The 26928-nt window shown below is 72.7% G+C and carries 27 protein-coding genes; 13 read left to right on the top strand and 14 right to left on the bottom strand.

The window, feature by feature from the left end:
* Positions 1-59 precede the first annotated feature (59 nt).
* The gene (locus JYK04_RS38195; protein ID WP_229876628.1) at positions 60-1016 is read right to left on the bottom strand and encodes a tellurite resistance/C4-dicarboxylate transporter family protein; all 957 of its coding nucleotides are present in this window, start codon (positions 1014-1016) and stop codon (positions 60-62) included.
* A 420-nt stretch (positions 1017-1436) separates the two neighbouring features.
* On the opposite strand from JYK04_RS38195, the gene JYK04_RS38190 reads away from it, so the two are divergent.
* Positions 1437-1892 carry a DoxX family protein gene (locus JYK04_RS38190; protein WP_189744352.1) on the top strand — a complete coding sequence of 152 codons (456 nt, stop codon included), beginning with the start codon at positions 1437-1439 and terminating at the stop codon, positions 1890-1892.
* Between the two features lie 32 nt (positions 1893-1924).
* Here the strand turns inward: JYK04_RS38190 and JYK04_RS38185 are convergent, their stop codons facing one another.
* Both JYK04_RS38185 and JYK04_RS38180 read right to left on the bottom strand, forming a co-directional pair.
* Positions 1925-2614, bottom strand: a complete 690-nt coding sequence (locus JYK04_RS38185) for a response regulator (RefSeq protein WP_189744350.1) — start codon at positions 2612-2614, stop codon at positions 1925-1927.
* A complete protein-coding gene (locus tag JYK04_RS38180; protein WP_229876625.1) occupies positions 2611-3819 on the bottom strand; it encodes a sensor histidine kinase in 1209 nt (402 codons plus the stop codon). Before JYK04_RS38180 ends, JYK04_RS38185 begins: the two co-directional genes overlap by 4 nt.
* 336 nt (positions 3820-4155) lie before the next feature.
* On the opposite strand from JYK04_RS38180, the gene JYK04_RS38175 reads away from it, so the two are divergent.
* Positions 4156-4734, top strand: a complete 579-nt coding sequence (locus tag JYK04_RS38175) for a YdeI/OmpD-associated family protein (protein ID WP_189744346.1) — start codon at positions 4156-4158, stop codon at positions 4732-4734.
* A 115-nt stretch (positions 4735-4849) separates the two neighbouring features.
* On the opposite strand, the gene JYK04_RS38170 is transcribed toward JYK04_RS38175, so the two are convergent.
* Positions 4850-5254, bottom strand: a complete 405-nt coding sequence (locus JYK04_RS38170) for a DUF5997 family protein (protein WP_189744344.1) — start codon at positions 5252-5254, stop codon at positions 4850-4852.
* A gap of 58 nt (positions 5255-5312) precedes the next feature.
* On the opposite strand from JYK04_RS38170, the gene JYK04_RS38165 reads away from it, so the two are divergent.
* The 4 genes from JYK04_RS38165 to JYK04_RS38150 all read left to right on the top strand — a co-directional run bounded on the left by JYK04_RS38165 (position 5313) and on the right by JYK04_RS38150 (position 9442).
* Positions 5313-6134, top strand: coding sequence for a LysR substrate-binding domain-containing protein (locus JYK04_RS38165; protein WP_189744342.1), 822 nt, complete (start codon positions 5313-5315; stop codon positions 6132-6134).
* Positions 6135-6258: 124 nt separating this feature from the next.
* Positions 6259-7365 carry a PP2C family protein-serine/threonine phosphatase gene (locus JYK04_RS38160; RefSeq protein WP_189744340.1) on the top strand — a complete coding sequence of 369 codons (1107 nt, stop codon included), beginning with the start codon at positions 6259-6261 and terminating at the stop codon, positions 7363-7365.
* Between the two features lie 39 nt (positions 7366-7404).
* Positions 7405-7776 carry a VOC family protein gene (locus JYK04_RS38155; protein WP_189744338.1) on the top strand — a complete coding sequence of 124 codons (372 nt, stop codon included), beginning with the start codon at positions 7405-7407 and terminating at the stop codon, positions 7774-7776.
* A gap of 178 nt (positions 7777-7954) precedes the next feature.
* On the top strand, positions 7955-9442 hold the full coding sequence (locus JYK04_RS38150) for a cellulose binding domain-containing protein (RefSeq protein ID WP_189744336.1): 1488 nt from the start codon (positions 7955-7957) through the stop codon (positions 9440-9442).
* A gap of 68 nt (positions 9443-9510) precedes the next feature.
* On the opposite strand, the gene JYK04_RS38145 is transcribed toward JYK04_RS38150, so the two are convergent.
* Positions 9511-10161 (bottom strand): hypothetical protein, encoded by a 651-nt coding sequence (locus tag JYK04_RS38145; protein ID WP_189744334.1) that lies wholly within the window; start codon positions 10159-10161, stop codon positions 9511-9513.
* Between the two features lie 288 nt (positions 10162-10449).
* On the opposite strand from JYK04_RS38145, the gene JYK04_RS38140 reads away from it, so the two are divergent.
* The gene (locus JYK04_RS38140) at positions 10450-11196 is read left to right on the top strand and encodes a carbonic anhydrase (protein WP_189744332.1); all 747 of its coding nucleotides are present in this window, start codon (positions 10450-10452) and stop codon (positions 11194-11196) included.
* Positions 11197-11263: 67 nt separating this feature from the next.
* Here the strand turns inward: JYK04_RS38140 and JYK04_RS38135 are convergent, their stop codons facing one another.
* Complete coding sequence (locus JYK04_RS38135) at positions 11264-11503, bottom strand: chaplin (RefSeq protein ID WP_189744330.1); 240 nt, start codon at positions 11501-11503, stop codon at positions 11264-11266.
* Positions 11504-11741: 238 nt separating this feature from the next.
* Positions 11742-12302 carry a hypothetical protein gene (locus JYK04_RS38130; protein ID WP_189744328.1) on the bottom strand — a complete coding sequence of 187 codons (561 nt, stop codon included), beginning with the start codon at positions 12300-12302 and terminating at the stop codon, positions 11742-11744.
* A gap of 74 nt (positions 12303-12376) precedes the next feature.
* Here JYK04_RS38130 and JYK04_RS38125 point away from each other — a divergent pair, with 74 nt between their 5' ends.
* The 3 genes from JYK04_RS38125 to JYK04_RS38115 all read left to right on the top strand — a co-directional run bounded on the left by JYK04_RS38125 (position 12377) and on the right by JYK04_RS38115 (position 15207).
* Entirely contained in the window at positions 12377-12979 is a 603-nt protein-coding gene (locus tag JYK04_RS38125) for an HD domain-containing protein (RefSeq protein WP_189744326.1), read from the top strand.
* A 681-nt stretch (positions 12980-13660) separates the two neighbouring features.
* The gene (locus JYK04_RS38120; RefSeq protein ID WP_189744324.1) at positions 13661-14485 is read left to right on the top strand and encodes a hypothetical protein; all 825 of its coding nucleotides are present in this window, start codon (positions 13661-13663) and stop codon (positions 14483-14485) included.
* A complete protein-coding gene (locus JYK04_RS38115) occupies positions 14482-15207 on the top strand; it encodes a class F sortase (protein WP_189744322.1) in 726 nt (241 codons plus the stop codon). Before JYK04_RS38120 ends, JYK04_RS38115 begins: the two co-directional genes overlap by 4 nt.
* A 66-nt stretch (positions 15208-15273) precedes the next feature.
* Here JYK04_RS38115 and JYK04_RS38110 read toward each other — a convergent pair whose 3' ends face one another.
* The 3 genes from JYK04_RS38110 to JYK04_RS38100 form a co-directional block, all read right to left on the bottom strand.
* The gene (locus JYK04_RS38110; protein WP_229876660.1) at positions 15274-15627 is read right to left on the bottom strand and encodes a DUF7144 family membrane protein; all 354 of its coding nucleotides are present in this window, start codon (positions 15625-15627) and stop codon (positions 15274-15276) included.
* Between the two features lie 274 nt (positions 15628-15901).
* Positions 15902-16099 carry a hypothetical protein gene (locus JYK04_RS38105; RefSeq protein ID WP_189744317.1) on the bottom strand — a complete coding sequence of 66 codons (198 nt, stop codon included), beginning with the start codon at positions 16097-16099 and terminating at the stop codon, positions 15902-15904.
* Positions 16100-16274: 175 nt separating this feature from the next.
* Positions 16275-18947 carry a winged helix-turn-helix domain-containing protein gene (locus tag JYK04_RS38100; protein ID WP_189744610.1) on the bottom strand — a complete coding sequence of 891 codons (2673 nt, stop codon included), beginning with the start codon at positions 18945-18947 and terminating at the stop codon, positions 16275-16277.
* A 180-nt stretch (positions 18948-19127) separates the two neighbouring features.
* Here JYK04_RS38100 and JYK04_RS38095 point away from each other — a divergent pair, with 180 nt between their 5' ends.
* Positions 19128-19847 (top strand): ZIP family metal transporter, encoded by a 720-nt coding sequence (locus JYK04_RS38095; RefSeq protein ID WP_189744315.1) that lies wholly within the window; start codon positions 19128-19130, stop codon positions 19845-19847.
* 21 nt (positions 19848-19868) lie between these two features.
* Here the strand turns inward: JYK04_RS38095 and JYK04_RS38090 are convergent, their stop codons facing one another.
* Positions 19869-20033, bottom strand: coding sequence for a S1 RNA-binding domain-containing protein (locus JYK04_RS38090; protein ID WP_189744313.1), 165 nt, complete (start codon positions 20031-20033; stop codon positions 19869-19871).
* A gap of 91 nt (positions 20034-20124) precedes the next feature.
* Between JYK04_RS38090 and JYK04_RS38085 the strand changes: the two genes are divergently transcribed.
* Positions 20125-21057: an aminoglycoside phosphotransferase family protein gene (locus tag JYK04_RS38085; protein ID WP_189744311.1), complete on the top strand. Its 933-nt coding sequence runs from the start codon at positions 20125-20127 to the stop codon at positions 21055-21057.
* A 132-nt stretch (positions 21058-21189) separates the two neighbouring features.
* On the opposite strand, the gene JYK04_RS38080 is transcribed toward JYK04_RS38085, so the two are convergent.
* The 3 genes from JYK04_RS38080 to aceA all read right to left on the bottom strand — a co-directional run bounded on the left by JYK04_RS38080 (position 21190) and on the right by aceA (position 25018).
* Positions 21190-22068 (bottom strand): 3-hydroxybutyryl-CoA dehydrogenase, encoded by an 879-nt coding sequence (locus tag JYK04_RS38080; RefSeq protein WP_189744309.1) that lies wholly within the window; start codon positions 22066-22068, stop codon positions 21190-21192.
* Entirely contained in the window at positions 22065-23657 is a 1593-nt protein-coding gene (gene aceB / locus JYK04_RS38075; protein ID WP_189744307.1) for a malate synthase A, read from the bottom strand. The genes JYK04_RS38080 and aceB overlap by 4 nt, the downstream gene beginning before the upstream one ends.
* Positions 23658-23731: 74 nt before the next feature.
* Positions 23732-25018, bottom strand: a complete 1287-nt coding sequence (aceA, locus tag JYK04_RS38070; protein WP_189744305.1) for an isocitrate lyase — start codon at positions 25016-25018, stop codon at positions 23732-23734.
* Positions 25019-25403: 385 nt separating this feature from the next.
* Here aceA and JYK04_RS38065 point away from each other — a divergent pair, with 385 nt between their 5' ends.
* Positions 25404-26819 (top strand): short-chain fatty acyl-CoA regulator family protein, encoded by a 1416-nt coding sequence (locus JYK04_RS38065; protein ID WP_189744303.1) that lies wholly within the window; start codon positions 25404-25406, stop codon positions 26817-26819.
* Positions 26820-26928 lie beyond the last annotated feature (109 nt).

The raw sequence follows: 26928 nt of genomic DNA, 5'->3' as shown, positions 1-26928 counted from the left end.
GCGCCGCCGTCGCCACACGGTGCGAGGGGGCGTGGGGCGCGGGGCCGTGGGCGCGGGTGTCATCGGCCCCGCGCCCCGCGCCCGGCGGTGAGGTGCGAGGCGACCAGCGCGGCGAAGGTCAGCAGCCAGGCGCCGACGGCGATCCAGAGCAGTACCTCACCCAGTGTGCTCAGCCAGGCGACGCCGGCCGGTTCCGCCACGGAGAGGCAGGCGGTGGCCGTCATGCCGAGCGGGAAGACGGTTGCCCAGCGCCGGATGTCGTAGCGCGGCCGCGGGTGGCGCAGTTCGGCGGCGAGGAGGACGACGTACCAGCCGAGGGACAGTGCGAGCAGGGCCAGCGTGACGGTACGCAGGGCGGTGTGGGCCGAACCGGTCCACACGGGTGATGCCGTGAGCTTGGATCCGGCCAGGGCGGAGATGGAGAGCGCACCCCCCGCCACCCAGTGGTCACCCGCACCGCCCACCACCTCGCGCAGGTCGAAGCGGAAGAGGGCCGCCAGGTAGAGCAGCAGGCCGAGGCAGAAGGCGGCCATCGCCGCGCGTGCCAGCACGTCCCGGTGGCCGGCGTCGGCGAGGGACGCGGCGAGGAGGGAGAGCCCCTGGGTCGCCACGCAGCCGAGGAAGGCCGCTCCCGGCATGCGCCGCCGCCAGTGCCGCAGGACGTTGTACAGCAGCCCGGGCCAGAGCACCGCCGCCAGCACGAGCAGCACGGCGGCCGCCGTCTGCCGGCCCTGCTGCGAGAGCCGGGCCCCGATGACGGTGGTGGCGGCCACTGCCGTCAGCGCGGCCGGTGTGTCGGCCTCGGCGCGGAACCGCCCGCGGTCGCCCAGGAGCCGGGAGGTGAAGTCGGCGGCCAGTACGAGCCACAGCGCCATGGCGACGAGCAGCGCGACCAGCGACGCCGCCTCGTGCCCGGTCAGGTGCAGGCCGACGGAGATGATGCCGGTGGCCATGACGGCGGCTCCCGCCGCGGGCGGGAGCCCGGTCCACCAGTCACGGCCGGGGAGGATGCTCACGCGTCCAGCGGACCCCACGGGTCGGCCGGCTCCCGGCGGACGGGGCCGACGCGCCGCGGGAACCACACGGCCGGACGCGAAACCTCCTGCACGCAAGATCAAGCAAACCTGCGCGCGATGCACAGGCGGGGCCGGGGGCCGGTCCTAGGCTCGGACCCAGACGCGGACCTGCCGGTCCGTCACAGGGGAGCGGACCGGCAGGTCCCCGATCCCCGAGGGGTGTCCTGCCGGCCAGGGCGGGGAACTCCGCGCGCCACCGGTGCGGCGTGCCGGATGCGGGGTAGCGTCGGACCGCCCTCGGCGAGTGGCCGGAACTCGCGCTTGCCAGCTCGGTTAGGTCTACCTAACCTGTGGCTCGCCCACGCTCGAGAACGTCGGCACGACTTCGGGACCCGTCCCCAACCGAAGGAGCCTCCCCCCATGAACGCACGTCTCGACCATGCCCAGCCCTACGCCGTCGGCCTGTTCCGGATCGTCACCGGACTGCTCTTCGCCTCGCACGGCGCCGCTTCCCTCTTCGGTGTCCTCGGCGGCGCGCACGGTGGCGGAACCGTCGCCACCGGCACCTGGCCCGGCTGGTACGCCGCCGCCATCCAGCTCGTCGCCGGCGCCCTGATCCTGCTGGGTCTCGGCACCCGGGCGGCCGCCTTCGTCGCCTCCGGTTCGATGGCGTACGCGTACTTCACCGTGCACCAGCCCGGTGCGCTGTGGCCGCTGCAGAACGGCGGCGAGGCCTCGGCCATGTTCTGCTGGGCCTTCCTCCTGCTGGTGTTCACCGGCCCCGGCGCGCTGGCCGTGGACGGGCTGTTCTCCTCACGTTCGTCGGCCTCCGCCGGGCGGCGGGACGGGAACCGCCCGGAGGCCGTCACCGCCTGAGGAATCGATTCGGCGACGCTCGCGCCGGCCCCTCAGCGGGGCGGTGCGACCAGGCCCATCTCGTAGGCGGTGATGACGAGTTGGACCCGGTCCCGGGCGCCGAGCTTGGTGAACAGACGCGAGACGTGCGATTTGGCCGTGGCCGCCGTGATGAACAGCTCCTCGGCTATCTCGCCGTTCGAACGGCCCCGCCCCACCAGGGTCAGCACCTCCCGTTCGCGCTCGGTGATCCCCGCGACCAGCCGCGGCGCCCGTGCCTCGGGCGCCGCCGGTCCGGGCGCCCGGACGAAGTCCGCGATCAGCCTGCGGGTGACGCCCGGCGCGATCAGGGCGTCCCCCGCGGCGATCACCCGGATCGCGGCGAGGATCTCCTCCACGGCCATGTCCTTCACGGCGAATCCGCTCGCGCCGGCGCGCAGCGCCCCGTAGACGTGGTCGTCCTCGTCGAAGGTGGTCAGCACGAGCACCTTGACGGCCTCGGTCCCCTTGGCGATCAGCCCGGTGGCCTCGATGCCGTCCATGCCCGGCATCCGGATGTCCATCACCACCACGTCGGGGCGCAGTTCGGCGGCGAGGCGGACCGCGTCGGTGCCCGTACCGGCCTCGCCGACGACCTCCAGGTCGGTGGTGTCGGCCATCAGCACCCGCAGACCGGACCTGACCAGCGGCTGGTCGTCCACGAGCAGGACGCGGATCGCCCGCGCGGGAGCGACGTCGGTCATCGGAGCCCGTCCACGGCCGCCGCGGCGACGGGCAGCGGCAGCGCCGCCTCGACCCGGAAGCCGCCCCCGGCCCGGGGACCGGCGCTGAAGCGGCCGTGCAGCAGGCCGACCCGCTCGCGCATGCCCGTGATGCCGAATCCCGTACGTCCGATGCCGTCGGGCGCGCCTCGCCCGTCGTCGACGACCTCCACGGTCAGCTCCTGTTCCCCGTAGCCGATGGTGACCCGGCAGTGCCCGGTGCCCGCGTGGCGGACCACGTTGGTCAGCGCCTCCTGCACGATGCGGTACGCCGACAGGTCCGTCTCGGGCGGCAGTCGACCGGGCTCCCCCTCCCACCGTACGTCGACCCGCACTCCGGCGTCGGCGGTGGTGGCCACCAGCGCGTCGAGGTCCGCCAGTCCGGGGGCGGGCCCGAGCGGCGCCTGTTCGCGGGTGTCGTCCGGCTGGGCCCGGCGCAGCGCGACCAGCGTGCGGCGCAGGCCGGACAGGGTCTCGCGGCTGGTGGCCTCGATCGCCCGCAGGGCGGCGCGGGCCTCTTCCGGCTGGGTGTCGATGACCCGGCTGCCGACACCGGCCTGGATGGCGATCACGCCGATGCTGTGGGCGACCATGTCGTGCAACTCGCGTGCGATGCGCAGCCGTTCCGCGGTCACGGCCTCGGCCACCTGCTTCGTGCGCAGTTCGGCCGTGTGCTCCCGGCGTTCACGGAAGCGCAGGCCGGTCATGTAGACGGCGCCCAGCGACAGGAAGGCGATCAGGCTCGTGCTCATCAGGTCGTACGGTCCGGAGGCGACCAAGGCGACGGCCGGAAGCTCCACGACGAACACCATGACGAGCGCCATGACCGCGTCCCGCCGGGGGCGCGTGGCGACGACGAGTCCGAGGACGAGGTTCGAGGCGAGGAAGACGAGGAACCGGCCCGGGCTGTGGTTCTGGGCGGCCCCCGCGACGAGCGTGCCGCCGAGCAGGGTCAGGGCCAGTGCCGCCAGGGGCCGGTGCCGCAGCAGGGGGACGAGCGGGGTCACGGCCAGCAGCGTCACGACCCCGAGGAGCGGCCCGATGGCGTACGGGACTCCGCCGATCAGCAGGCCCAGGACGAGGACGTAGAGGCCCGCGCCGCCCCAGGCCGTGCCGGCCGCTCCGGGCCTCGGTGTCGAACTCCGCGCGGTCTTCGGGATCTTCGCGCTCTTCGGTGGGTTGTCCATGGCGTGACCGTAGCCAGCCGCCCCCGGCCCGGGCATCGGCCCCCGGGCTTACACCCCGGGGCGGGGCCGCCGGACGTTCTCCGCCGGCGGTCCGATGTCCGGGGGCCGGGCGCCCCGGCAGGGTGGGCCCGGTGATCGAGGTCAGGGAGCTCACCGGACGCACGGCGACCGGACCGCCGTGGCCGGGCCGGCGAGCCGGCCGCCGGGCACGGCATCGTGATCCTCGAACTCGGCGCCCGCAGGCCGATGTTGGAGGGGGTGCCGGGCCCACTGTGCTCCGGCTCCCGGACCGTGTCGGCCGGGTCCGGCCCGGACGGCGGGCGATAGCCTGGGCGCATGGAGGAACTGGGCGGGGTGGAGGTCATCGGTTTCGCGGACGCCGGGGCGTTCGAGAGCTGGCTGGCCGAGCACCACACGCGCCACGAGGGCGTGTGGGTCAAGCTGGCCAAGAAGAAGTCCGGGATCCCGTCGGTCACCGATGACGAGCTGGTCGACATCGGGCTGTGCTACGGCTGGATCTCCGGGCAGCGGCGCGCCCTCGACGAGCGGTACTACCTGCAGAAGTACGTGCCGCGCCGGCCCAAGAGCCTGTGGTCACAGGTGAACGTGGACAAGGTCGCGGAGCTGAGCGCCGCGGGGCGGATGCGTGAGCCCGGGCTCGCGGAGGTGCGCAGAGCGCAGGCGGACGGGCGGTGGACGCACGCCTACGAGTCCCAGCGGACGGCGGCGGTGCCACCGGACCTCGCGGCGGCCTTCGAGTCGGACCCGGCGGCCGCGAAGGCGTTCGAGGCACTCGACCGGAGCGGGCGCTACCAGGTGATCCTGCCGTTGCTGCAGGCGCTCACGCCGGAGACCAGACGGGCCCGGCTCGACCGGGCGGTGCGGCTGCTGCGGGGAGACGCGGCTGCCGGATGATCCGGGCATATCTCGTGCGGGCACAGGAGCGCAGGGGGCTCGACGGGCCGGGAGACGGCGTCAGGCCCGGCCTCCCCACGGGGAGACCAGGCCTGGCGGAAGGCGGAGTCGCAGGTCAGGAACGCTGCTCGCGGGCCTTCTCGGCCTTCTCGGCGTGCTTCTCCTTGATGCGGACCGTTTCCTTGCGGACCTCGGCCTGGGTGGCGCGCTCACGCTGGAGCCACTCGGGGGCTTCATGCTTCAGCGCTTCGATCTGCTCCGTGGTGAGGGGCTCGGTGACCCCGCCGCGGGCGAGGCCGGCGATGGACACGCCGAGCTTGGCCGCCACCACCGGTCGGGGGTGCGGACCGTTGGCGCGCAGCTCCTTCAGCCACTGGGGCGGATCGGCCTGGAGCGCACTCAATTCGCTGCGCGAGACGACACCCTCCTGGAACTCTGCGGGGGTGGCCTCGAGGTACACGCCCAGCTTCTTCGCCGCGGTCGCGGGCTTCATCGTCTGGGTGTTCTGGTGCGACGTCATGGTGTCAAGAGTATCGAGCGTGTGCGCTACCTCCGACCACGACCGGTAACCTTGCGGGGTGACAGGCTCGGAAGTACCCCATTCGTTCCGGCTCGCTTATGTCCCGGGGGTCACACCCAGCAAGTGGGTGCGCATCTGGAACGAGCGGCTGCCCGACGTCCCGCTGACCCTGGTCGCGGTGTCCCCGATCGAGGCGTGCGGTGTGCTGCGGGCGGGTGGCGCCGATGCCGGGTTCGTACGGCTGCCGGTCGACCGCGACGATCTCAGCGCGATCCCCCTCTACACCGAGACCACGGTGGTCGTGGTCCCCAAGGATCACCTCGTGGCCGCCGCGGAAGAGGTGTCCACCGAGGATCTCGCCGACGAGATCGTGTTCCACCCGCTCGACGACACCCTGGACTGGGAGCAGCTGCCGGGCAAGCCCGCGATCGAGCGCCCCGAGACGACGGCGGACGCGATCGAGCTGGTGGCCGCCGGGGTGGGCGTGCTCGTCGTCCCGCAGTCGCTGGCCCGCCTCCACCACCGCAAGGACCTGACCTACCGGCCGGTGTCCGACGCACCGGCCTCGCGGGTCGCGCTGTCGTGGCCGCGGGAGGAGACCACCGATCTGGTGGAGGAGTTCATCGGGATCGTCCGCGGCCGGACCGTGAACAGCACGCGGGGGCGCACGCCGACCCCGCCGCAGCCCAAGGCGAAGCGCAAGCGCCCGGACGCGGGTACGGGTGGTGGCGCAGGCGCCGGCGCGCAGCGGAAGTCGGGTGCCGGGAAGTCCTCGTCCGGGAAGCCTGCGGGCAAGAACCCCCGCGGGGCCTCCGGCGGTCCCAAGGGCGGAAAGGGTGCGAAGGGCGGCAAGGGCGGTAGGCCCGGACGTCGCCCCTGAGCCCGGCCGTCGCCCGAAGCCCGGCCGTCTCCGTGAGCCGGGCCGTCGTCCGTAGGACCGGCAGGGCCGCGCGTGACGGCCGGGCTTCGGGGATCCCGCTCACCTCGCGGTGTATGCAGGAGGGATGGATCTCCGGCCGTCTCACCCCCGTCACCACCGGTCCCCCAAGGTGGGCCACGCACAGCTGGCGGTCCCGTTCGCGCTGATCGCCCTCGTGACGCTGATCGACGTGCTCGCTCCGCCGGAGGTGCACCTCGGACCCTTCCTGGCCGCCGCGCCCGCGGTGACCGCGTCGTTCGCGGGGCCCCGGATGACGGCCTTCGTCGGTCTGGTCGCCGTACTGGCCCAGGTGGTGGTCGCGGCGGCGCGCACCAGCCTGACCGATCTGAATCACACCTTCCAGATCATCGCGCTCGTGATGATCTCGGTTTTCGTGACCTTCTTCGCCCACCTGCGCGAGGTGCACGAAAAGGAGGTGACCCAGCTGCGCTCGGTGGCGGAGACCGCCCAGGAGGTGGTCCTGCGGCCGCTGCCCGACCGGATCGGCCCGCTGGGAGTCGCCTCCGTGTACCTGGCCGCCGCGGCCGAGGCCCAGATCGGCGGCGATCTGTACGCCGCCGCCCGGACGGCCACCGGCACGCGGCTGATCATCGGCGATGTCCGGGGCAAGGGGCTGGAGGCGGTCGGGGACGCCGCGCTCGTCCTGGGCGCCTTCCGGGCCTCCGCCCACCAGGTGGCCGGGCTGCCGGGCCTCGTGGACTACCTGGAGGCGGCGGTCTCCGGGGACCTGGACGGCGCCGGGGACGAGGGCGAGAGCTTCGTGACCGCGGCCGTCCTGGACATCCCCGACGCCGAGCCGGTGCTGCACCTCGTCAGCTGCGGCCATCCGCCGCCGCTGCTCGTGCTGCGCGCCGGTGGCGCCGAGCAGCTGGAGGTGGAGCGGCCGGCGCCGCCGCTGGGGCTCGCCGGGCTCGTGTCGTCGCCGGTCACCGCGCAGACCTTCGCCTTCGCCGAGGGTGACGTCCTGCTCCTGTACACGGACGGCGTCCTGGAGGCACGGGACCGGGCGGGCGCCTTCTACCCGCTGGCCCGGCGCGTGAGCGCATGGTCGGGACTGCGCCCGCAGGCACTGCTGGACCTGCTGTGCCGGGACCTGCTCGCGCACGCGGCCGGCCACAGCCTGGACGACGATGCGGCGATGGTCGCGATCGAGCGGCCCGCGACGCCGTAGGAGGTGTCCTGTCCGGTGCCGGTTTGCCAGAATCCGATCATGCTGACCCTCGGAACGATCGTCATGGGAGCCGCGGACGTGCGGCGGGCCGCGGAATTCTGGAGCCGGGCGCTGGGGTACGTACCCCGCGACGGCCGGGTCGACGACGGCTGGACGGTCCTGGTCCCGGCCGACGGCGGCGGGCCGGGCCTGGCGCTCGGCCGCAGTGTCACGCCCGTACAGGAGCGGCCGCGCGTCCACCTGGACCTGTACGCGGCGGACGCCGCGGAGCAGGCGGCGGAGGTGGAGCGGCTGGTCCTGCTGGGAGCCCGGCACGTCGACTGGGATTCCTACCCGGAGGACCCGGATTTCGTGGTGCTGTCCGATCCCGAGGGCAACCGCTTCTGCGTCATCGACGCCACGCACGGCTGAGGCCGGAAACCGCGGGAGCAGGACGCGCGTCCCCGGCTTCCTTGGCCGGTCCTTACCGCCGCCTTAAGCGGAACCTAAGAGTCATCAGGGCCGCGCCGAAACGAACGAATGTCCGTTTCGGTGCGGCTAGCGTGCTGCCGGATCCCCAACTCCCCAGTAACACAGAGGTAGGCACGCGATGGGCAGCACAGTCGGGCACCGGCGCAGGACGAGTCGTACGGCCAAGGTCACGGGCGCGATCGTGACGGCGGCGGTGATCGGCGGAGCGGCCTTCGCCTTCACCGGGACCGCGCAGGCGACCTCCGTCGGAGCCGTGTACACGAAGTCCAGCTCCTGGAGCGGCGGTTACACCGGCCAGTACGTCATCACCAACAGCACCGGCACGGCGCAGTCGGACTGGACCCTTCAGTTCGACCTGCCGGCGGGCACGAAGATCGACTCGCTCTGGAACGGCACCCACACCGTCTCCGGCCGCCGCGTGACCGTCAAGCCCGCGAGCTGGAACGGACAGCTGGCGGCCGGGGCCTCCGTCACCGTCGGCTTCGTCGCGAGCGGGACCGGCACCCTCGGCAACCCCACCGGGTGTCTGATCAACGGGGTGAAGTGCTCGGTGGACCAGGGCGCCACGGTCCAGCCCAGCGGGCGCCCCACCGCCCGGCCCACCGTCACCGCGAGCCCGGCCCCGACCGCGCCCGCCCCGTCCGCCACGCCCACCAAGACCGCGTCGCCCTCCCCCACGGCGACCGCCCCCACCACCACTCCTGCCCCGGGGGGCGGAGCGCGCTTCGCCCCGTACGTGGACACCTCCCTGTATCCCGCCTACGACCTGCTCGACACCGCGACGCAGACCGGTGTGAAGGAGTTCCACCTGGCCTTCATCACCTCCGGCGGCGGCTGCGCCCCGCTGTGGGGCGGCGTCACGGATCTCGCGAGCGACAAGGTCGCCGCCCAGATCGGTGCGCTGCGCGCCAAGGGCGGCGACGTCCGGGTGTCGTTCGGCGGGGCCGCCGGTCACGAACTGGCGCTGAACTGCGCCACCGTGGACGAGCTGGCCGCCGCGTACGGGAAGGTCGTCGACCAGTACCGGCTCACCAAGGTCGACTTCGACATCGAGGGTGCGGCGCTGCCGGACACGGCGGCCAACGCGCGCCGTGCGCAGGCCATCGCCCGGCTGCAGAAGTCCCACCCGGGCCTGGACGTGGCCTTCACCCTGCCCGTGATGCCCGAGGGGCTGACCCAGCCGGGTGTGGCGCTGCTGGCCGACGCCAAGAAGAACGGCGTGCGCGTCGACGCCGTCAACATCATGGCGATGGACTACGGGCCGGCGTACAGCGGGGACATGGGGCAGTACGCCATCCAGGCCGCGACGGCCACGCAGGCGCAGATCAAGGGCGTGCTCGGGCTGTCCGACGCGGCGGCGTGGAAGGCCGTGGCCGTCACGCCGATGATCGGCGTGAACGATGTCGCGAGCGAGATCTTCACGGTGGAGGACGCGACGCAGCTCGTGCAGTTCGCCGCGTCGAAGGGGATCGGCCGGCTGGCCATGTGGTCCTCCACGCGGGACAAGCAGTGCGCGGCCGGGGCCGTCAACCACGCCGACGCGACGTGCAGTTCGATCCTCCAGCAGCCGCTGGCCTTCACGAAGGCGTTTTCCGCGCTGAAGTAGCCGCGCGGGGCCGGACGGGGAACGGCCGACGGGCCCGCCGCACGTCAAGTGCGGCGGGCCCGTCGGGCCTAGGCGAGGATGCCCGCGCGGGCGGCGAGGTCGAGGGCCGCGTCGAGGCGCGGGGCCGGGCGGCCTTCGGTGTGGGCGGCCGCCAGCAGCGACGCCACGGCATCCGCGTCGGCCTTGCGTTCCCGTGCCAGTGCCGCGAACCGGGCGACGGCCTCGGTCAGGCTCCGCTGCAGCGCGTACGGGGCGTCGAACGAGGACACGGTGAGTCCGAGGAACTCCTCCTCGTCCGCGCCCACCCAGGCGGCGGCCCCGTCCAGTCCGTCCTCGCGCACCTCGTCCGGGTAGGGAATGCGGTGCCACGCGCCGTTCTCCCACCAGTAGACGAAGCCGAAGAGGTTGCCGGCGGCGTCGTCGCGCAGGAGGTCCCAGGGCAGCCAGTCGGGGCCGCCCGCGAGGAAGTCGATCTGCTCTCCGCCGACATGGGTGCGGCTGCCGTCGGGGTCCTGGCCGCAGAAGACCGCGTGCCCGGCGTCCAGCACGGTCAGGCGCCACCAGCCGTCTCCGCCGGTGGAGTGGCACCACAGGCCGTCGTCGTCGAGGGCGAACTCGGTGCTCGTCGAGCACGCGGTGTCGACCAGGGCCATGGTCACCGCCCTGGCCCAGAGCAGTTCGGGGTGTTCCAGGTCTTCGGGCCGGCTCGGCGTGTGCATCGTGGTATCTCCTCCCGGGTACCGCCCCAGCCTCGCACGCGGGCCCGGGCCGGCCGAAATACCGATGGCCGGATGGGCCCGGCGGCCGGGAAACCGGTGTACGACCCTCGGCCCGCTTTTCCGCGTTGCCTCCTGGCCGGGGCGGCGACGTCCCGCCCGGCGCCACCGGTCACGTACTGCCCACATGCCGAGAGGATCCCGGCCCCATCCAGCCCGTCCCCGCGCGGATCCCGCCATTGTGGGCGCCGGGTCAACTCCCTTGCACTGCATGCGAGTTACGGTCCGGCCATGCCTTCTTCGAAACTACGGACCCTCCCCGCTCCGTACAGCCGCCGCGCACTGCTGCGCACCGCCGTCGCGGGCACGGCGGCGGCCGCCGGAGCGGGTCTGACCCTCGGCGCGGCCCTGCCCGCCTTCGCCGCCTCCCGGGATCCCGAGAGCCCCGCGCCCGTGACCACCCCCGCGCAGGCCCTGCACCGGCTGGCGGCCGGCAACCAGCGGTGGCGGGCCCGGCACCAGGATCACCCGCACGAGTCCGCGGCCGTGCGCCGCCGGGTCGTGCAGGGCCAGCAGCCCTTCGCGATCGTGCTGGGCTGCGTCGATTCGCGCGTTCCGCCCGAGCTGGTCTTCGACCAGGGGCTGGGTGACCTGCTGACCGTGCGGTCGGCGGGCGAGGTGCTGGACGAGGCGGTTCTGGGGAGCATCGCGTACGGGGTTCTGGAGCTGCGCGTACCGCTCGTGCTCGTCCTCGCCCATGAGTCGTGCGGAGCGGTCGCCGCGGCGGTCCGCGCCGACGCGTCGGGCGAGCCGCTCCCCGCTCATGTCCAGTACCTGGCCGATCAGATACGGCCCTCCATCGACCACAGCCAGGTCGGCGAGGCCCGCGTCGACGCGACGATCAACGCACACGTGCGCAACGTCCGCAGACGGCTCGCGGCCGAGCCGGACCTCGCCGGGAAGGTGGCGTCGGGTGAACTGGCCGTGCTCGCCGCCCGCTACGAACTGCGCGACCAGCACGTACGCACCCTGGCCTGAGGGCGGTGCCGTGTGCGGGCCCATCCCGGTCGAGCCTCCGACCGGGACGGACCACGGTTCACAGCCGTCAGGCGTTGACGCAGACGTTGCCGGCGGTCGGGTTGAGCGCGCCGATCACGTTGACGCTGTTGCCGCACAGGTTGATCGGAACGTGAATCGGGATCTGGATCAGGTTGCCCGAAAGCACACCGGGCGAGCCGACCGCGAGGCCCTCCGCGGTGGCGTCCGCCGACGCCGAGGACGCACCGCCGATGACCGCCAGGCCGAGCACCAGGGCAAGACCCGCACTCTTCAGAACACGCGACACGTGACATCTCCTTGTAACCGCACAGCGGTGCCGGAGCACCGCACGGCCCCGAGCGGGGTCGTCGTCCTTTCCTTCGGCAGCCGACGGCCTCCCGGCCTGGTTCCGGCCGCCCGGTTCCCTCGAATAGGTGGACCCGCGCCTCCGTTCGGGGGTACGGGAGCGCCTTCGGGCCCTGGCGACCTGACCCGTTTGCCGGACCGCCCGACCGGCTCCCAGACCCCGACGCGGATCCCGGCCGTCAAGATCCGTCGCCGTGCCGCCGTCGCCCCAGGAGCCGGCCTTGTTCCCGCTTCAGTCCGGCGAACCCGCGCCGCGCGTACGCGGCTATCTCCTCGCTGGGGAAGGGCACCACGGACTGGTGCTCGCCGTAGCTCCCCTGCTCCCACCGGGCGGCCGTGATCTCGTAGCCGGAGACATGGGCGCAGAGCTGCAGCAGGATCGGCGGCATCTCCGCTTCGCCGAGGAGGTCGGCGTGCTTGACGACGAGGTCGCGCATCCGCTGGATGTTCGGCAGGAAGACGGTCTTGACCCACAGCCGCCACTCGGCGAGTTCCTCCTCGGTGGGCGGCACCTCATGGACGAAGGGCGACCGGCCGTCGGAACGGGCGTGGCGCTCCACGAACGCGCCGAAGATCCGGCTGTTGGCCTCCGTGAGGGCGAACAGCGGTCCGTAGAGCTCGCTGAGCTGCCGGTTGACGCGCGAGAGCCGCTCTTGTCGCTGCGCCAGGCGCAGGCCGTTGAAGTAGGTGACGGTGTAGCCGACGAACGCCAGAACGATGGTGACGACCCATGTGATCATGGGGGGAGATGGTAGTAAGTGCCCTTCGTCATCGGCCGGTCGGCGGCCCGGGACCCCGTCGGTAGGCTGAACCGATGTCCCTCTCGGATGCCTTGTCCCAGGCCCTGAACGCTCCTGCCGATCCGCCGCTGCGGCCGCTCCCGTCGCCGGTCGCGGACCTGCTCCGGTCCCTCGGCGCCCCGCCGCGGCTGGCCGCCCATCTGCGTGCCGTCCATGACGTGGCGGTCGAACTGGTCGAATGGATGGACCTCCGCCATCCGCGGATCGCCGTCGACCGCGCGGCCGTGCTCTTCGGGGCGGCCACCCACGACATCGGCAAGACCGTGCACACGGCGGAGCTGTCCGGGCCCGGCTCCGCGCACGAAGAGGCCGGCCGTGAGCTGCTGGCGGCCCATGGGTTCGGGCCGGACCTGGCCCGCTTCGCCGCAACCCACGCCTCGTGGACGGCTCCCGGTACGACGCTGGAGGACCTGCTGGTGAGCACGGCCGACAAGGTCTGGAAGAACAAGCGCATCCAGGAACTCGAAGACCTGGTGATCGCGCGCCTGGCGCGGGCGACGGGCGGGCAGCACTGGGAGGAGTACCTCGCGTTCGACGATCTGCTCACGCGCATCGGTGACGGAGCCGACGGCCGGCTCGCCTTCCAGGCATCCTTCCCGGTGCACGCGCACCCCTGACGGCATTTCTTAGCATCAGAGGTCAACTATTCGTCCGGTCGCCGCCAGGCGGACTACAAAGGTCGGGACCGAACCGGACCGGACCGGCGACGGGGATCACCACCCGTCGACCACCGGAATGACGTCTAAGGCGGTGGATGCGCATGCGTAGATGCGGCAGAATCGAATGGATAGCGGTCAGATTACTTTCGGGAAGACCGAGTTCCGACTCCTTCACCTGACGCGCCCGGCCCCGCCTCGGCCAGTACCGATAGGCGGGTGCACTGCAGACCCGGACGCAGGGAGGAGGGATTCCCCGACCTCCTCCCTGCGTATCCGGCCGCGCGTTTCCTCCCACTTGTTCCCTACTGCTCGGCGAAGGCGCCGCTGTGGCCTGACACAGGCCGCTGACATGCAGCTTCAGGGACCTCACCTTGGGCCGCGTCCTCGACGACGCGATGATCCGGTCACTACGTGAACGTGTTCCGATGTGCACCGCACACGGAATTGCACCGATTGCCGGAAAGCCTCTGCAAGGCTGTCTCTCCCACAGCCGAGAAAAGTCGTCTGAAAATTTTTCATATGGGCACCCATCCACAGGCGTTTGGGCACCGAAGGAGGACCGAGAGCCTCTTCAAGGCCTCGTGTAATCCCGTACGATCTGCGATTCCCGTCCTGGGGATCCACGGAACAGGAGCGAATGTGATAGTCAAGCGCGCCGGTCGCCACGTGGTTCTCGCCGCCATACCCGCCGCCGTGGCCCTGACCCTCGGTCTTTCCGGACCAGCCCTCGCGGAGGGCGGAAAGGCGTACCAGATCGACCTGGCGCAGCTGAACAACTCGGGCTCCAGCGGTACGGTCATGCTCACCCTCAAGGGCAACCAGCTCACCGTCCAGATCGAGTCCAAGGGCATGGTGCCGGGACAACCGTCGGCCCAGCACCTGCACGGCTCGACGAAGGGGCACGACTTCCACTGCCCCGACATGACCGACGACAAGGACGGCGACGGGGTCCTCAGCAACACCGAGGCCACGCACGACTACGGCGACATCAACATCTCCCTCACCACGGGCGGGGACACCAAGCCCACCAGCGGCCTCGACGTCCTGCGCATGCCGGTCGCCGACGCCCAGGGCACGATCCGCTACAAGCGGACGATCGAAGTCGGCCAGGACGTGGTCACCCACCTCAAGGACCTGCACGTCGTACAGCACGGCATCGACCGCAACAAGAACAAGAAGTACGACTTCGAGGGGGCCGGCAAGAGCGAACTCGACCCGAAGCTGCCCCAGGAGGCCACGGCCCCGACCAACTGCGGAGAGGTCAAGGGCGCGGCCGTGGGGTCGATCCCCGTCGGCGGCATCGAGACCGGCGGCGGCACCGAAGCGCACACGGCGGTACCGGTGACGGTGCGCGACGGTGTGGCGATCACCGTACTCGCGGTGGTGGCCGGTGCGGTGATCATCGGGCGGAAGCGGGCCGGTGTCGGACCCGTCCGCAGGGAGACCAACGGGAGCGGCGCGTGAAGCCGGCACCCGGGCGGCTCCGCCGCCGAACCGTGGGCCCGCTGGCGGCCGCCGTCCTCGCCGGGCTCCTCCTCTCGGGGTGCGGCGGCCAGGACGCGGCGAAGTCGGCCGCCCCGGCGGGGCAGGAAGCCCAGGGCGGGGCCCCCGCCGCCGCCGGCGCCCCGCCCACCGGGAAGGCGCCCGCCGCGGGATCGAAGGGCGGCGCGAGCCCCGGTACGGACACGGGCGCGGGTGCGGGTGCGGGCGGGGGCCAGGCCGAGCAGGCCCTGGCCCGGTCGGCGCCGCAGAAGATCTCCATCCCCTCCCTCAACCTGTCCAGCACCCTGGAGACGCTCCGGCAGAACCCGGACGGCACCATGCAGACCCCGAAGGACCCCGCGCTCGCGGGCTGGTACGAGCCGGGGCCGACCCCCGGCTCCCAGGGACCGGCCGTGATCGCCGGGCACGTCACGTGGAACGGCGCATCCGCCGTGTTCGAGAAGCTGAAGACGATGAAGGGCGGTGACACCATCAAGGTGACCCGACAGGACGGCAAGACCGTCACGTTCACGGTGGACAAGGTCGAGGAGTATCCGAAGGCCGAATTCCCCACGCTGGAGGTCTACAAGAACATCGACCACGCGGGCCTGCGTCTGGTCACCTGCGGCGGCAACTTCGACCCCAAGAAGCACTATTACGACAGCAACGTGGTGGTGTACGCCCGCATGACGGGCGCCGCCTAGCCGAAGCCACGCGGCGGCACCCGATCCGTTGCCGGATCGGGTGCCGCCGCGTGCTCGCGTCACGCGTCAGTCGGTGGCGTGCGTCCAGCTCGTGCACAGGGCCCAGATGATGAACACGTCGATCGCGATGATGATGATCGACCACCAGGGCTGGTACGGCAGCCACATGAAGTTGAGGATCACGCTGATGCCGGCCAGTGCGATACCGGCTCCCCTGGCCACGTTCGACCCGGCGAACAGGCCGACGCCGGTGAGGACGACGATGATCCCGACGATGAGGTGGATCCAGCCCCACGCCGTGAGGTCGAACTCGAAGACGTAGTGTCCGATGCGTGCGTAGACGTCGTCGTTGGCGATGGCCGCGATGCCCTGGAAGATCGCCAGGCAGCCGGTCACCAGGAGGAGGACCGCGGCGAACATCGTGCCCACGTTCCCCGCGCCCTGACTGTCGCCGCTTGGGAACGACGGTGCGTTGCTGCCCGGCGCAGGGCCGGTGTTCCAGTTTCCCCCGGTCGGTGTCGGCTGGCCCATGGAATTCACCTCACAGTTGGCGGTACAGCGCAGGACCGTCCTGCTCCGGCACGTCGGTCGGTCTCAGGCTTCGGTGCCCACATCGCAGTGTCGTCCGGCGGTCCGGTCCCCGTGATCACCCGAAGCGGGTGGTCTTCACCCGGGCCCGCCCTGCGGCTCCCGCTCAGGCGGGCAGCCGGCGCATTTCGAGCACCCGCAGGCCCAGGGACTGGAAGCGGGTGAGGAGCCCGTACAGGTGGGCCTCGTCCGCCACGCTGCCGAACAGGAGCGTCTGCTCCGGTACGGGGATCCGGTCGAGCTCGGGAAAGCTCGCGGCGAGCGTGTCCGGTACGACCCCCGAGATACGGAATTCGTAGCGCATGAGAGCACCCACTCCTCTCGGAACGAAGGCTTCAGGGCCCGGCCGGTGCGAGGGCCCGGGCCCGTTGCCGGAGCCCGGGCCCTCCCGGCCTCCACCCGCCATCGTCGGCCCCCTCCCCGCGCCCGGCATCGCCCGGTGCGGGCGAGAAGCGCGCCCGCGGCGGCCCGCTCGCGGCTCAGAGCATCCCGAGGTCCTGCGCCCGGTGGACGGCCTCGCTGCGCCGGGTGACGCAGAGCTTGCGGTAGATGCTCTTCAGATGGGTCTTGACCGTGTTGGCCGATACGTACAGCTCGGCCGCGATCTCCTCGGTCGACAGCAGCTCCGCGGCCTTGCGCAGCACCTCGGTCTCCCGCGCGCTCAGCGGCTCCACCACCGGCGGCTGCCCGTCGGCCTGCGGCGCGCGCGCCGTGCGGGCCGGGGCGCGGGGGGTCAGCCAGCCGTGCGCTCGCGCCGGTCGCGGATCCCGGCCCAGGGTCCGGCGCACCCAGGGACCGCTCTCGGTGAACATCCGGCGCAGTTCCTCGGGGCGGGCGAGCGCCAGCGCTTCGCCGAGGCACCGGTGCGCCTCCGGGGAGTCGCCGTCCGCCGCGGCGATCTGCGCGTGGAGCAGGTACGCGTGGGCCCGTACCGGGGTGGCGACGCCGTCGTCCGCCGGTACGCCCGCCAGCGCCCCCGCCGCGCACGCGCCGCGGCCGGCGGCCAGCAGGGCCCGGGCCCGGGCCACCGCGTGCTCGGGCCGGTCACCGTCCGGGGCCTCCACCGCGTCCAGGACCCGCAGGGCCCCCGCGGCGTCGTCGCGGGCCAGGTGTACGGCCGACTCGGCCACGGCCAGCTCGTCCACCGCCCAGGCGGGCAGTCCGTCCGGGCCGACCGCGCGCAGGGCGGCGAGCGCGGCGTCCCCGTCGCCCTCGGCTGCCGAGATCCGTGCTCCGATGACGGCGGCCCGGACGGCGGTCGCCGGATCCGGGCGCGGCCCCGGCCCCGGCTCCGCGGTGGCGAGGTCGAAGTGGCGGCGGGCGGTCGGCAGGTCGTCCTGCTCGAGGGCGACGCCGGCCAGGACGAGGTGATCGGTACCGGACCGGCGCTCGGGTGGAAGGGCGGAGCGCTCGGCGACGGCGAGCGAGGCGCGGGCGTGCTCGGCCGCCCGCCGCAGCCGGCCGCGCAGCAGTTCGGTCAGGGCCAGTGAGCCGAGCGCCTCGCGGAGCGGGGACTCCGTGCCCGGCTGCCCGCACGCGGCGACGGCGGCCGTGAGGGTGGATCCGGCGCGGTCCAGGCGTCCCGCGCCCAGCTCGACGGCGCCGAGGTGCGCCAGCAGCAGGGCGCGGAGCTCGGGGCGCTCGGCGACCAGGTGCGGCGGCAGCTCCCGCAGGAGCCGCTCGGCGTCGGCGGCGTCCCGTTCGGTGGCCGTGACGTCACCGGCCGGGCGTCCGGCGAGTACGCCGAGGAAGGCGCGGCCGAACCGCGCCGCCGGACCGCAGGAGTCCGCGGGGGCGGCGTCCTCGGGGGATGCGTCCGCCAGGGCGGCATCGGCCCGCCGCAGTGCGGCCTCGCATGCGGGCAGGTCCTGTTCGGCCAGCCGGCAGGCCGCGCCGACGAGTGCGGGCGCCACCCCGGTCGTCCCGGCCGGCATCCCGGCGAAGGCCCGGCCCAGCTGATCGGCCTCCAGGCCGGTGAGGAGGCGGCCGATCGCCAGGTTGTCGACGAGCTGCTCCGCCGCGAACCGCCAGTCTCCGGCGGCGGCGCCCTGGAGCACCGCCTCCGTGAGCCGCCCGGTCCGGGCGAGCCAGCGCGCCGCCCGCCCGTGCAGCCGGGGTTCCAGCCCGGGGCAGCGTTGCCGCAGGTGCGCGCGCAGGACCTCGGCGAACAGCGGGTGCAGCCGGTACCAGGCCGAGGCGTCGATCTGCTCCAGGAACGCGTTGTCGCGGGCCAGCCCCGCCAGGGTCCGTGCGCCGTCGTCCCGGCCGGTCAGCGCGTCGGCGAGATCCGGGTGGACGCGGTCCGTGACGCAGACGCGCAGCAGCAGGTCCTGGGTGGGCGGCGGCTGTGCGTCGAGCACCTCGGTGAGGAGGTAGTCGGCGATGGTGGTGCGGTCGGCCGCGAACTGGCGCAGGAACGCCTCCGGGTCGGCGCTGCGCTGCATCGCCAGCGCGCACAGGCGTACCCCGGCCGCCCATCCCTCGGTCCGCTCCATGAGCAGACGGATCCCGGCGGGTGAGATGTCGAGGCGGTGCTCGCCCAGCAGTGCCTCGGCGTCCGCGTCGGTGAACCTGAGGTCGGCGTGCCGGATCTCGGTGATCTCGCCGGCCGCCCGGTAGCGGTGCAGGGGCAGCAGGGAGTCCGAGCGGCTGGTGAGCACGATGCGCAGGCCGCCGGCTGCGTGCCGGAGTACGAAGTCCAGTCCCTCGGTCGTCGCGGGCGGCTGGGCGGTGTCGAACTGGTCGAGGACGAGGACGGCGGGCTGTGCGGACGCGGCCAGCCCGTCCGCCAGGCGCACCAGGAACGACCGGGTCACCCCTTCGGCGCGGGTCGGCCTGCCCACCGCGGCCGGCAGGGCCACCCCGCCCCGGTGGAGGGCCTCCAGGACGTACGCCCAGAAGGCGCCGGGGGCGTCGTCGGGCTCGACGGTGAGCCACACGGGGGCACGGGGCGCGCGTCCGCCGGCCGCCCAGTGGGCGGTGAGCACCGTCTTGCCCGATCCGGCCGGACCGTTGATGAGGGTGAGCGGCCCCTGTGCACCGGCCGTCAGCCGCCCCAGCAGCTCGGGCCGGTGGACCAGCAGTTTCGGCACTGCCGGCGGCGCGAACCTGGCCGTGAGCATGGGGTCGCCGGTCGGGGCGCGGTGGTCCATGGAGGTCACCGGGGTTCCCGCGGGGATACGGCTCGTGATCGGCCCACGCTCACCACTGAACCGGTGATCGGTGGTGATCACCAGTTGGTCACCTGGTCCGGGGGATGCCGGGGCGCACGGCGGCCCGGAGCATGGGCACCGATCGCCTTCCCCACGCGGGACGGCCGTCCAGGAGGTCCGATGAACGCTCTCGCGGCGGCCGGATGGGGCGCTCTCGCGGCATTCTCCCTGGTCATCGGTGCCTGGCTGGCGCTGCATTTTCGTCCGTCGGCGAGGGTCACCGGGCTCGTCCTGGGTTTCGGCGCGGGAGCGCTGATCGCGGCCGTGGCGTACGAGCTCGTGCCCAGGGAGCGCTTCGAGAGCGCGTGGGACTTCCTGGTCGTCGGCGTCGGCGCCCTGACCTTCTTCTTCCTCGACGGAGCCCTCGCGCAGAAGGCCACGGCGCAGCGGTCGGCCGGGAGCGCGCACAACGCGAACCGCTCGATCGTGCTCGGCGCCCTGCTCGACGGGATACCCGAGTCGCTGGTACTGGGGATGGGTCTGGCCGCCGGCGGCTCGATCAGCGTCCCGTTCCTGGCGGCGGTGTTCCTGTCGAACCTCCCGGAGAGTCTCGGCGCCACCGCGGGCCTGCGCGAGGAGGGCCGGCGGCCGGGTGTGGTGTACCGGATCTGGTGGGGCATCACCGCGATCTCGGGGGCGTGCGCGGCGCTGGGGTACGGGCTGGTGGGGTTCGTCCCCGGCACCGAGGGGCGGCTGGTGCAGGCGTTCGCGGCCGGGGCGGTCCTGACCATGCTCGCGAACTCGATGATGCCGGAGGCCTTCGAGCTGGGCGGCAGGCTCGCGGGCCTGTCGACCGTGCTCGGCTTCGCGGCCGCCGGTGCGCTCTCCCTCCTGGAGTGAGCGCCGCCGGCGGCCGCCCGCTCAGGCCTCCGGGGCCGGGGAAAGGCTGATCCGGCGCCGCTCCAGGTCCACGGCGAGCAGGGTGACCCGTACGCCGTCCCCCGTCTCGAAGGTCCTGTCGGCGAACTCGGTCTCGTGGACCAGGCCCTCGACACCCGGGGTGAGCCGGTAGGTGAGGGGCGGCAACCTCAGCGCCCCCGGCGGCTCGAAGTCGCCCTGAGGGCCGGTCGTGGACGGACAGAAAGTTGGATCACGTGGCCCAGCGTAGGGTACCGGGATGATCGGGACACCGGAGATTTTCACGCGCTGCACCGTCGAGCGCGAGGGAGCGGCCGGAGCCGCATGGCTCGCCGAACTGCCGCGCATCGTGGATGAGTTACTGGCGCGCTGGGAGTGCGTTCCGGACGGCGAGGTCATGCACGGGGGTGTCGGGATCATCGTTCCGGTGCGGCGGCGGGAGGCGGTGCCGGCCGTACTGAAGGTCTCCTTCCCCCATCCCGGCAACGTCCACGAGCCGGACGCGTTCGAGGCGTGGGGCGGACGTGGGGCCGTCCTGCTGCACGAGCGCGACGACGAACGTTTCGCGATGCTGCTGGAGCGGGTCCGGACCTCGACGCTGGAGGAGGTCGAGGACGGCGACGAGGTGGTGACGGTGGCGGGGCGGCTCAGCCGCCGGCTGGCCGTCCCGGCACCGGCCCACCTCCCCCGGCTGCGGGAGCAGGCCGACTCCTGGGAGGAGCAACTCCGCATGGACGAAGTCGAGTTGACGCACGCGCTGCCGCGGTACGTCGTGGACGCGGCGGTGGCGACCGTCCGCGAACTGGGGCGCACCCAGCCGGACGTCCTGATCCACGGCGACCTCCACGCCCGGAACATCCTGCGCGCGGACCGCGAGCCGTGGCTCGCGGTCGACCCCAAGGGCTACGCGGGAGACCCCGCCTACGACGGCGGCACGCTGCTCAAGACGCGCGCCCTGTCCCTCGTCGCGGCCGAGGACCTCGGCAGGGCGGTCCACCGCACGCTGGACGTCTTCGTGGAGGCCGCGGAACTCGATCGCGAGCGCGTCCGCCGCTGGGCTCAACTCCATGCCGTGCAGGCCGCGTTCTGGGGTCGTCGGCACGGCTTCCGGGTCGCCCGCGGCGGCCCTGCGCTCGACTGGATCACGGAGTTCGCCGACGACCTGGCGCAGTTGCTGACGCGGCCCGCCTGACCGCAGCATCCCCGTACCCCCGTACCCCCGTACGCGGGGTGCGGCGCGGGTGCGGCGACACCACTCGCCCCACCCGCGCCGTTCCCGTACGTCTCCGGCGCACCCTCTGCCCTGGAGACCAGCCGGGGCCCCTCAGCCCCGGCCGTATGTGTGGAACCCGCGGCCGCTCTTGCGGCCGAGCAGACCCGCCTGCACCATCCGCTGGAGCAGCGGGGGCGGCGCGTACAGGGGTTCCTTGAACTCCTCGTAGAGGGATTCCGCGATGGCCGCGACGGTGTCCAGGCCGATCAGGTCGGCGAGTTTGAGCGGGCCCATCGGGTGGGCGCAGCCCAGTTCCATTCCGGCGTCCACGTCCTCGGGGGCGGCGAACCCGGATTCGGCCATGCGGATGGCCGAGAGGAGGTAGGGGATCAGCAGCGCGTTGACCACGAAGCCGGCCCGGTCCTGGGAGCGGACGGTGGTCTTGCCCAGGGCGTCGCGGGCGAAGGTCTCCACGGCGTCGAGGGTGTCGCGCGAGGTGTGGAGGGAGGAGACGACCTCCACGAGCGGCAGGACGGGGACGGGGTTGAAGAAGTGCAGGCCCACGACCCGGTCGGCGCGGCCGGTGGCCATGCCCAGGCGCATGATCGGGATGGCCGAGGTGTTCGTGGCGAGGATCGCCTCCGGGTCCGCCACGATCTTGTCGAGGCCGGCGAAGACCTCGATCTTCGCTTCGGGGTTCTCGGTGACGGCCTCGATGACGAGCTGCCGGTCGGCGAGGTCCTCCAGGCCGCCGGTGAAGACGAGCCGGGCGAGGGCGTCCTCGGCGGACATCCGGTCCAGTTTGCCGCGCTGTACGGCCCGTTCGAGGGAGATGGCGACGCGTTCCCGGGCGGCCCGGGCGGCGGTGGCGTCCGACTCGGCGACGACGGTGTCGAGGCCGGCGCGGGCGCACACCTCGGCGATGCCGGCGCCCATCTGGCCGCCGCCGACGATGCCGACCCGGTGGATCGATGCGATCGATGTGGTCATGAGCCGTTCTCCGTCCGGCGGACGAGGTGGCGGGTGTACGCCTCGGGGGTGAAGAAGGCGGGCAGGCGTGGGGTGAGCGCGGTGTTCACGAAGACCTCCCGGGCCTCGGCGACGCGGGCCCGCGGGTTCTCCTCCTCCAGGGCCGCGCATTCGGCGTCGAGGAGGTCGAGGACCGTCGCGCGGTCGGCCTGGTCGTGGCGCAGCCACTGCCAGATCTGGACGCGGGCGATCTCGGCGGTCGCGGCGTCCTCCATCAGGCCGTACAGGGCCACGGCGCCGCTGCCGCGCAGCCAGGCGTCGAAGTAGCGCAGGGCCACGGCGACGTTCGAGCGGATGCCCTCCCGGGTGGGGGGCGCGGCGATCCGGCGGACGGACAGCAGGTCGGCGGCCGTGATCTCGACGTCCTCCCGGGTCCGGTCCAGCTGGTTCGGCCGCTCCCCCAGAACGCCGTCGAAGACCTCTCGGCAGACGGGGACCAGCCCGGGGTGGGCGACCCAGGAGCCGTCGAAGCCGTCCTCTGCCTCCCGCTCCTTGTCGAGGCGGACCTTGGCGAGGGCGGCGGCGTTCGCCTCCGCGTCCCGGCTGGGGACGTGGGCGGCCATCCCGCCGATGGCCTGGGCGCCGCGCCGGTGGCAGGTGCGGACCAGCAGCTCGGTGTAGGCCCTCATGAAGGGGGCGGTCATGGTGACCTTGGCCCGGTCGGGCAGTTGGAAGTCGGTGCGGTGGCCGAAGGTCTTGATCAGGCTGAAGAGGTAGTCCCAGCGGCCCGCGTTCAGTCCCGCGCTGTGCTCGCGCAGCTCGTGGAGGATCTCCTCCATCTCGAAGGCGGCGGTGATCGTCTCGATGAGGACGGTGGCGCGGACGGTGCCGCGGGGGATGCCGAGGAGTTCCTGGGCGAGGAGGAAGACGTCGTTCCACAGACGTGCCTCGTACCGGTTCTCCAGCTTGGGCAGGTAGAAGTACGGGCCGTGGCCCGCGTCGATCTGCCGCTGGGCGCAGTGGAAGAAGTACAGGCCGAAGTCGACGAGCGACGCGGACAGCGGCCGGCCGTCGATCTCCAGGTGCTCTTCGAGGAGGTGCCAGCCGCGCGGTCGGACCATGATGGTCGCGAGCTGCTCGCCGAGGCGGTACTCCTTGCCCCCCGGGGTGGTGAAGTCGATGCGCCGTTCGATGGCGTCGAGCAGCGTCAGCTGGCCGCCGATGACGTTGGCCCAGGCCGGGGCGGTGGCGTCCTCGAAGTCGGCCATCCACACCTTGGCGCCGGAGTTCAGGGCGTTGACGGCCATCCGGCGCTCGGGCGGGCCGGTGATCTCGACGCGGCGGTCGGTGAGGCCGGGCGCGGGCGGGGCGACGCGCCAGTGCGGGTCCTCGCGCAGCGCGCGGGTGGCGAGCGGGAAGTCGAGCGGGGTGCCGCCGGCCAGGTGGCCCGAGCGGCGGTCGCGCTCCTTGAGGACCTCCAGGCGGCGGTGCGCGAACGCGGTGTCGAGCCGGCCGATGAACTCCAGGGCCTCGGGGGTCAGGATCTCCTCGTGGCGCTCACCCGGCGCACCGAGGACCTGGACGCTGCTGGTCAGTGGCGAGAGGGGCATGCGGTTCTCCTCAGCGGGGGCGGTGGGCGGGTGCCCGGGGGAGGTCCGTCGGGCACCCGTCGGAAGCAGACGGCCTAGTGGAACTGCTCTTCCTCGGTGGAGCCGGCGAGCGCGGTGGTGGAGGAGTCCGGGTTGACGGCGGTGGAGACGAGGTCGAAGTAGCCGGTGCCGACCTCGCGCTGGTGCTTGACGGCGGTGAACCCCTGGGCCTGGGCGGCGAACTCGCGCTCCTGGAGGTCGACGTAGGCGGTCATGCCGTGCTCGGCGTAGCCGCGGGCGAGGTCGAACATGCCGTGGTTGAGGGAGTGGAAGCCGGCCAGGGTGATGAACTGGAAGCGGTAGCCCATCGCGCCGAGCTCCCGCTGGAACTTGGCGATCTGGTCGTCGTCCAGCGCGGCCTTCCAGTTGAAGGACGGCGAGCAGTTGTAGGCCAGCATCTGGTCGGGGTACCGCGCGTGGATCGCCTCGGCGAACTCGCGGGCCTGCGCCAGGTCCGGGGTGCCGGTCTCCACCCAGATCAGGTCGGCGTACGGGGCGTAGGCGAGGCCGCGGGCGATGACCGGGGCCATGCCGCCCCGGACGTGGTAGAAGCCTTCGGCGGTGCGCTCTCCCGTGCAGAACTCGGCGTCGCGCTCGTCGACGTCGCTGGTCAGGAGGGTGGCGGCGAGGGCGTCCGTACGGGCGATGATCAGGGTCGGGGTGTCGGCGATGTCGGCCGCCAAGCGGGCCGCGTTGAGGGTGCGGACGTGCTGCGAGGTCGGGACGAGGACCTTGCCGCCGAGGTGGCCGCACTTCTTCTCGGAGGCCAGCTGGTCCTCGTAGTGGATGCCGGCCGCACCCGCCGCGATCATCGCCTTGGTGAGCTCGAAGGCGTTCAGGGGGCCGCCGAAGCCGGCCTCGGCGTCCGCGACGATCGGCGCGAGCCAGTCCGTCGTGTCGGTGCCGCCCTCGGCGGTGGCGATCTGGTCGGCGCGCAGCAGCGCGTTGTTGATGCGGCGCACCACCTGCGGGACCGAGTTGACCGGGTACAGGCTCTGGTCCGGGTAGGTGTGCCCGGCCTGGTTCGCGTCGGCGGCCACCTGCCAGCCGGAGAGGTAGATCGCCTGGAGTCCGGCCCGCACCTGCTGGACCGCCTGGCCGCCGGTGAGGGCACCGAGGGCGTGGATGTAGTCCTGCTCGTGGAGCTGTCGCCACAGCCGCTCGGCGCCGCGCCGGGCCAGGGTGTGCTCCTCGCGGACGCTGCCCGAGAGCCGCACCACGTCCTCGGCCGTGTAGGTGCGCTCGATGCCCGCCCAGCGAGGGTCGTCGGCCCACCGCTGCTTGAGCTGCTCGGCCGCCGCCGTCGTGTTCGCCTCTGCCATGACCGTCACCGTTTCCATCCGTCGCTTGTCTTGCCAATGAGCCGGGCCGTGGACCCGAAGCGTTGGCACTCTGTGCCTGGTAAGGAGATGCGGCCGCCGAACCCGAGCCTGGGCCGAAGCTGAGCAATGCTGCCGAACCGCCGGTCGAACTACCTGGTTGGCCGAAATCAGGGCGTGAATCGGGCCAGTTCGTCCTTCCCGGCCTCCGTGTCCGGCGGGCCGCTGCACCGACTCTGGCATTGACACCGAGTGCCATCAAGGAGGTACATCTGCCAAGGTCTGCGAATCTTCAGCATCGGAATTGCCAAGGTTGCGAAGGGTTCGGGTCATGAAGATCCCCGTATTCTGGCGACGCGTGTCGAGCCCGGAACGGCGAGGGAGTGCGGTGAGCAAGACGTACGCGGGAGCGCGGCTGCGGCGGCTGCGCGAGGAGCGGCGGATGACACAGGCCGACCTGGCCCGGGTGCTCGCCATCTCCCCCAGCTACCTCAACCAGATGGAGCACGACTCCCGGCCGCTCACCGTTCCGGTCCTGCTGCGGCTCACCGAGGCCTTCGGCGTCGATCCGGGCTTCTTCTCCGAGCGCGACACCAGCCGGCTCGTCGCCGACCTGCGCGAGGCGCTCGCGAACGAGGTGGCGCAGGCCCGGGTCTCCCCCTCCGACCTGGCCGAACTGGCCACCCGTATGCCCGCGGTCGCCTCGGTCCTGCTGGACCTGGGCCGGCGCGGCCAGCTCCTGGCCGAGCGCCTCGCCGACGCCGCCGACGGCCGGGACCTGGCCGCCGACAGCCCGCGCTCGCCGCACGAGGAGATCCGGGAGTTCTTCTACCGGCGGCAGAACTACCTGCACGACACCGATGCCGCCGCCGAGGACCTCGCCGCCGAGATCGGCATCCGCCCGGGGGACGTCATCCGCGCGCTGACCCGCCGGCTCTCCGACCGGCACGGGATCCGGACGGCCACGGACTCCGACCGGCTGCACCACTACGACCCCGCCGCCCGGGTACTGCACCTGTCGAACCGGCTCCGGCCGGGACAGCAGGCGTTCCGGATGGCCACCCAGCTGGCGCTGATCGAGTACCGGGACGAGCTGGACCGGCTGGCCGCCGAGGACTTCCCGCCCGGCACCCCGGTCCACGCCCTCGCCCGCATCGGCATCGCCAACCACTTCGCGGGCGCGCTCATCCTCCCGTACCGCGCCTTCCACGCGGCCGCCGAAGAGTTCCGGTACGACATCGAGCGGCTCACCGACCACTTCGGGGTCGGCTACGAGACGGTCTGCCACCGGCTGAGCACCCTGCAGCGGCCCAGGCTGCGCGGGGTGCCCTTCTCCTTCGTCCGGGTGGACCGGGCCGGGAACATGTCCAAGCGGCAGTCGGCGACCGGATTCCACTTCTCCCGCGCGGGCGGCACCTGCCCGCTGTGGAACGTGTACGAGGCGTTCGCCGCGCCCGGCCGCATCCACGTCCAGGTGGCCGCCATGCCCGACGGGCAGCGGTACCTGTGGACCGCCCGGGCCGTCACCCGCCACCGCGGCGGCTGGGGCGAGCCCGGCAAGACCTTCGCGATCGGGCTGGGCTGCGAGATCCGGCACGCCTCGCGGCTGGTGTACGCCGACGGGCTCGACCTCGACAATGCGGCGGCCGCCACTCCGATCGGCATGGGCTGCCGCCTCTGCGAACGCCTCGACTGCCCGCAGCGGGCCGTGCCGCCGCTCGGGCGGGCGCTGGCCGTCGACGAGAACAGCAGCACCTTCATCCCGTACCCGGTGACCCGGAACCCCGCCCCGGCGCGGGACTGAGCGGGCGTCAGAACGCGGGCCGCAGACGGCGGGTACGACGGAGACGGCGCGACCGGACGGAAGGCGCGCGGCGGCGGCCCTGGACTTACTAGGACGTCCAACTATATGT

The sequence above is a fragment of the Streptomyces nojiriensis genome, from assembly GCF_017639205.1.
Classification (GTDB): Bacteria; Actinomycetota; Actinomycetes; order Streptomycetales; family Streptomycetaceae; genus Streptomyces; species Streptomyces nojiriensis.
Note: the sequence above shows the minus strand (reverse complement) of the source record. Positions and strands in the feature narration are given on the sequence as shown.

Bases quoted from the DNA above. Each gene is read 5' to 3' on its own strand.
- JYK04_RS38105 (WP_189744317.1), bottom strand. From the start codon at position 16,099: ATGCGCTACGAATTCCGTATCTCGGGGGTCGTACCGGACACGCTCGCC.
- JYK04_RS38180 (WP_229876625.1), bottom strand. From the start codon at position 3,819: ATGGACAACCCACCGAAGAGCGCGAAGATCCCGAAGACCGCGCGGAGT.
- JYK04_RS38145 (WP_189744334.1), bottom strand. From the start codon at position 10,161: ATGCACACGCCGAGCCGGCCCGAAGACCTGGAACACCCCGAACTGCTC.
- JYK04_RS38190 (WP_189744352.1), top strand. From the start codon at position 1,437: ATGAACGCACGTCTCGACCATGCCCAGCCCTACGCCGTCGGCCTGTTC.
- JYK04_RS38160 (WP_189744340.1), top strand. From the start codon at position 6,259: ATGGATCTCCGGCCGTCTCACCCCCGTCACCACCGGTCCCCCAAGGTG.
- aceB (WP_189744307.1), bottom strand. From the start codon at position 23,657: ATGCCCCTCTCGCCACTGACCAGCAGCGTCCAGGTCCTCGGTGCGCCG.
- JYK04_RS38125 (WP_189744326.1), top strand. From the start codon at position 12,377: ATGTCCCTCTCGGATGCCTTGTCCCAGGCCCTGAACGCTCCTGCCGAT.
- JYK04_RS38185 (WP_189744350.1), bottom strand. From the start codon at position 2,614: ATGACCGACGTCGCTCCCGCGCGGGCGATCCGCGTCCTGCTCGTGGAC.
- JYK04_RS38130 (WP_189744328.1), bottom strand. From the start codon at position 12,302: ATGATCACATGGGTCGTCACCATCGTTCTGGCGTTCGTCGGCTACACC.
- JYK04_RS38085 (WP_189744311.1), top strand. From the start codon at position 20,125: ATGATCGGGACACCGGAGATTTTCACGCGCTGCACCGTCGAGCGCGAG.
- JYK04_RS38170 (WP_189744344.1), bottom strand. From the start codon at position 5,254: ATGACGTCGCACCAGAACACCCAGACGATGAAGCCCGCGACCGCGGCG.
- JYK04_RS38155 (WP_189744338.1), top strand. From the start codon at position 7,405: ATGCTGACCCTCGGAACGATCGTCATGGGAGCCGCGGACGTGCGGCGG.
- JYK04_RS38080 (WP_189744309.1), bottom strand. From the start codon at position 22,068: ATGACCACATCGATCGCATCGATCCACCGGGTCGGCATCGTCGGCGGC.
- JYK04_RS38150 (WP_189744336.1), top strand. From the start codon at position 7,955: ATGGGCAGCACAGTCGGGCACCGGCGCAGGACGAGTCGTACGGCCAAG.
- aceA (WP_189744305.1), bottom strand. From the start codon at position 25,018: ATGGCAGAGGCGAACACGACGGCGGCGGCCGAGCAGCTCAAGCAGCGG.
- JYK04_RS38110 (WP_229876660.1), bottom strand. From the start codon at position 15,627: ATGTTCGCCGCGGTCCTCCTCCTGGTGACCGGCTGCCTGGCGATCTTC.
- JYK04_RS38140 (WP_189744332.1), top strand. From the start codon at position 10,450: ATGCCTTCTTCGAAACTACGGACCCTCCCCGCTCCGTACAGCCGCCGC.
- JYK04_RS38175 (WP_189744346.1), top strand. From the start codon at position 4,156: ATGGAGGAACTGGGCGGGGTGGAGGTCATCGGTTTCGCGGACGCCGGG.
- JYK04_RS38095 (WP_189744315.1), top strand. From the start codon at position 19,128: ATGAACGCTCTCGCGGCGGCCGGATGGGGCGCTCTCGCGGCATTCTCC.
- JYK04_RS38100 (WP_189744610.1), bottom strand. From the start codon at position 18,947: ATGGACCACCGCGCCCCGACCGGCGACCCCATGCTCACGGCCAGGTTC.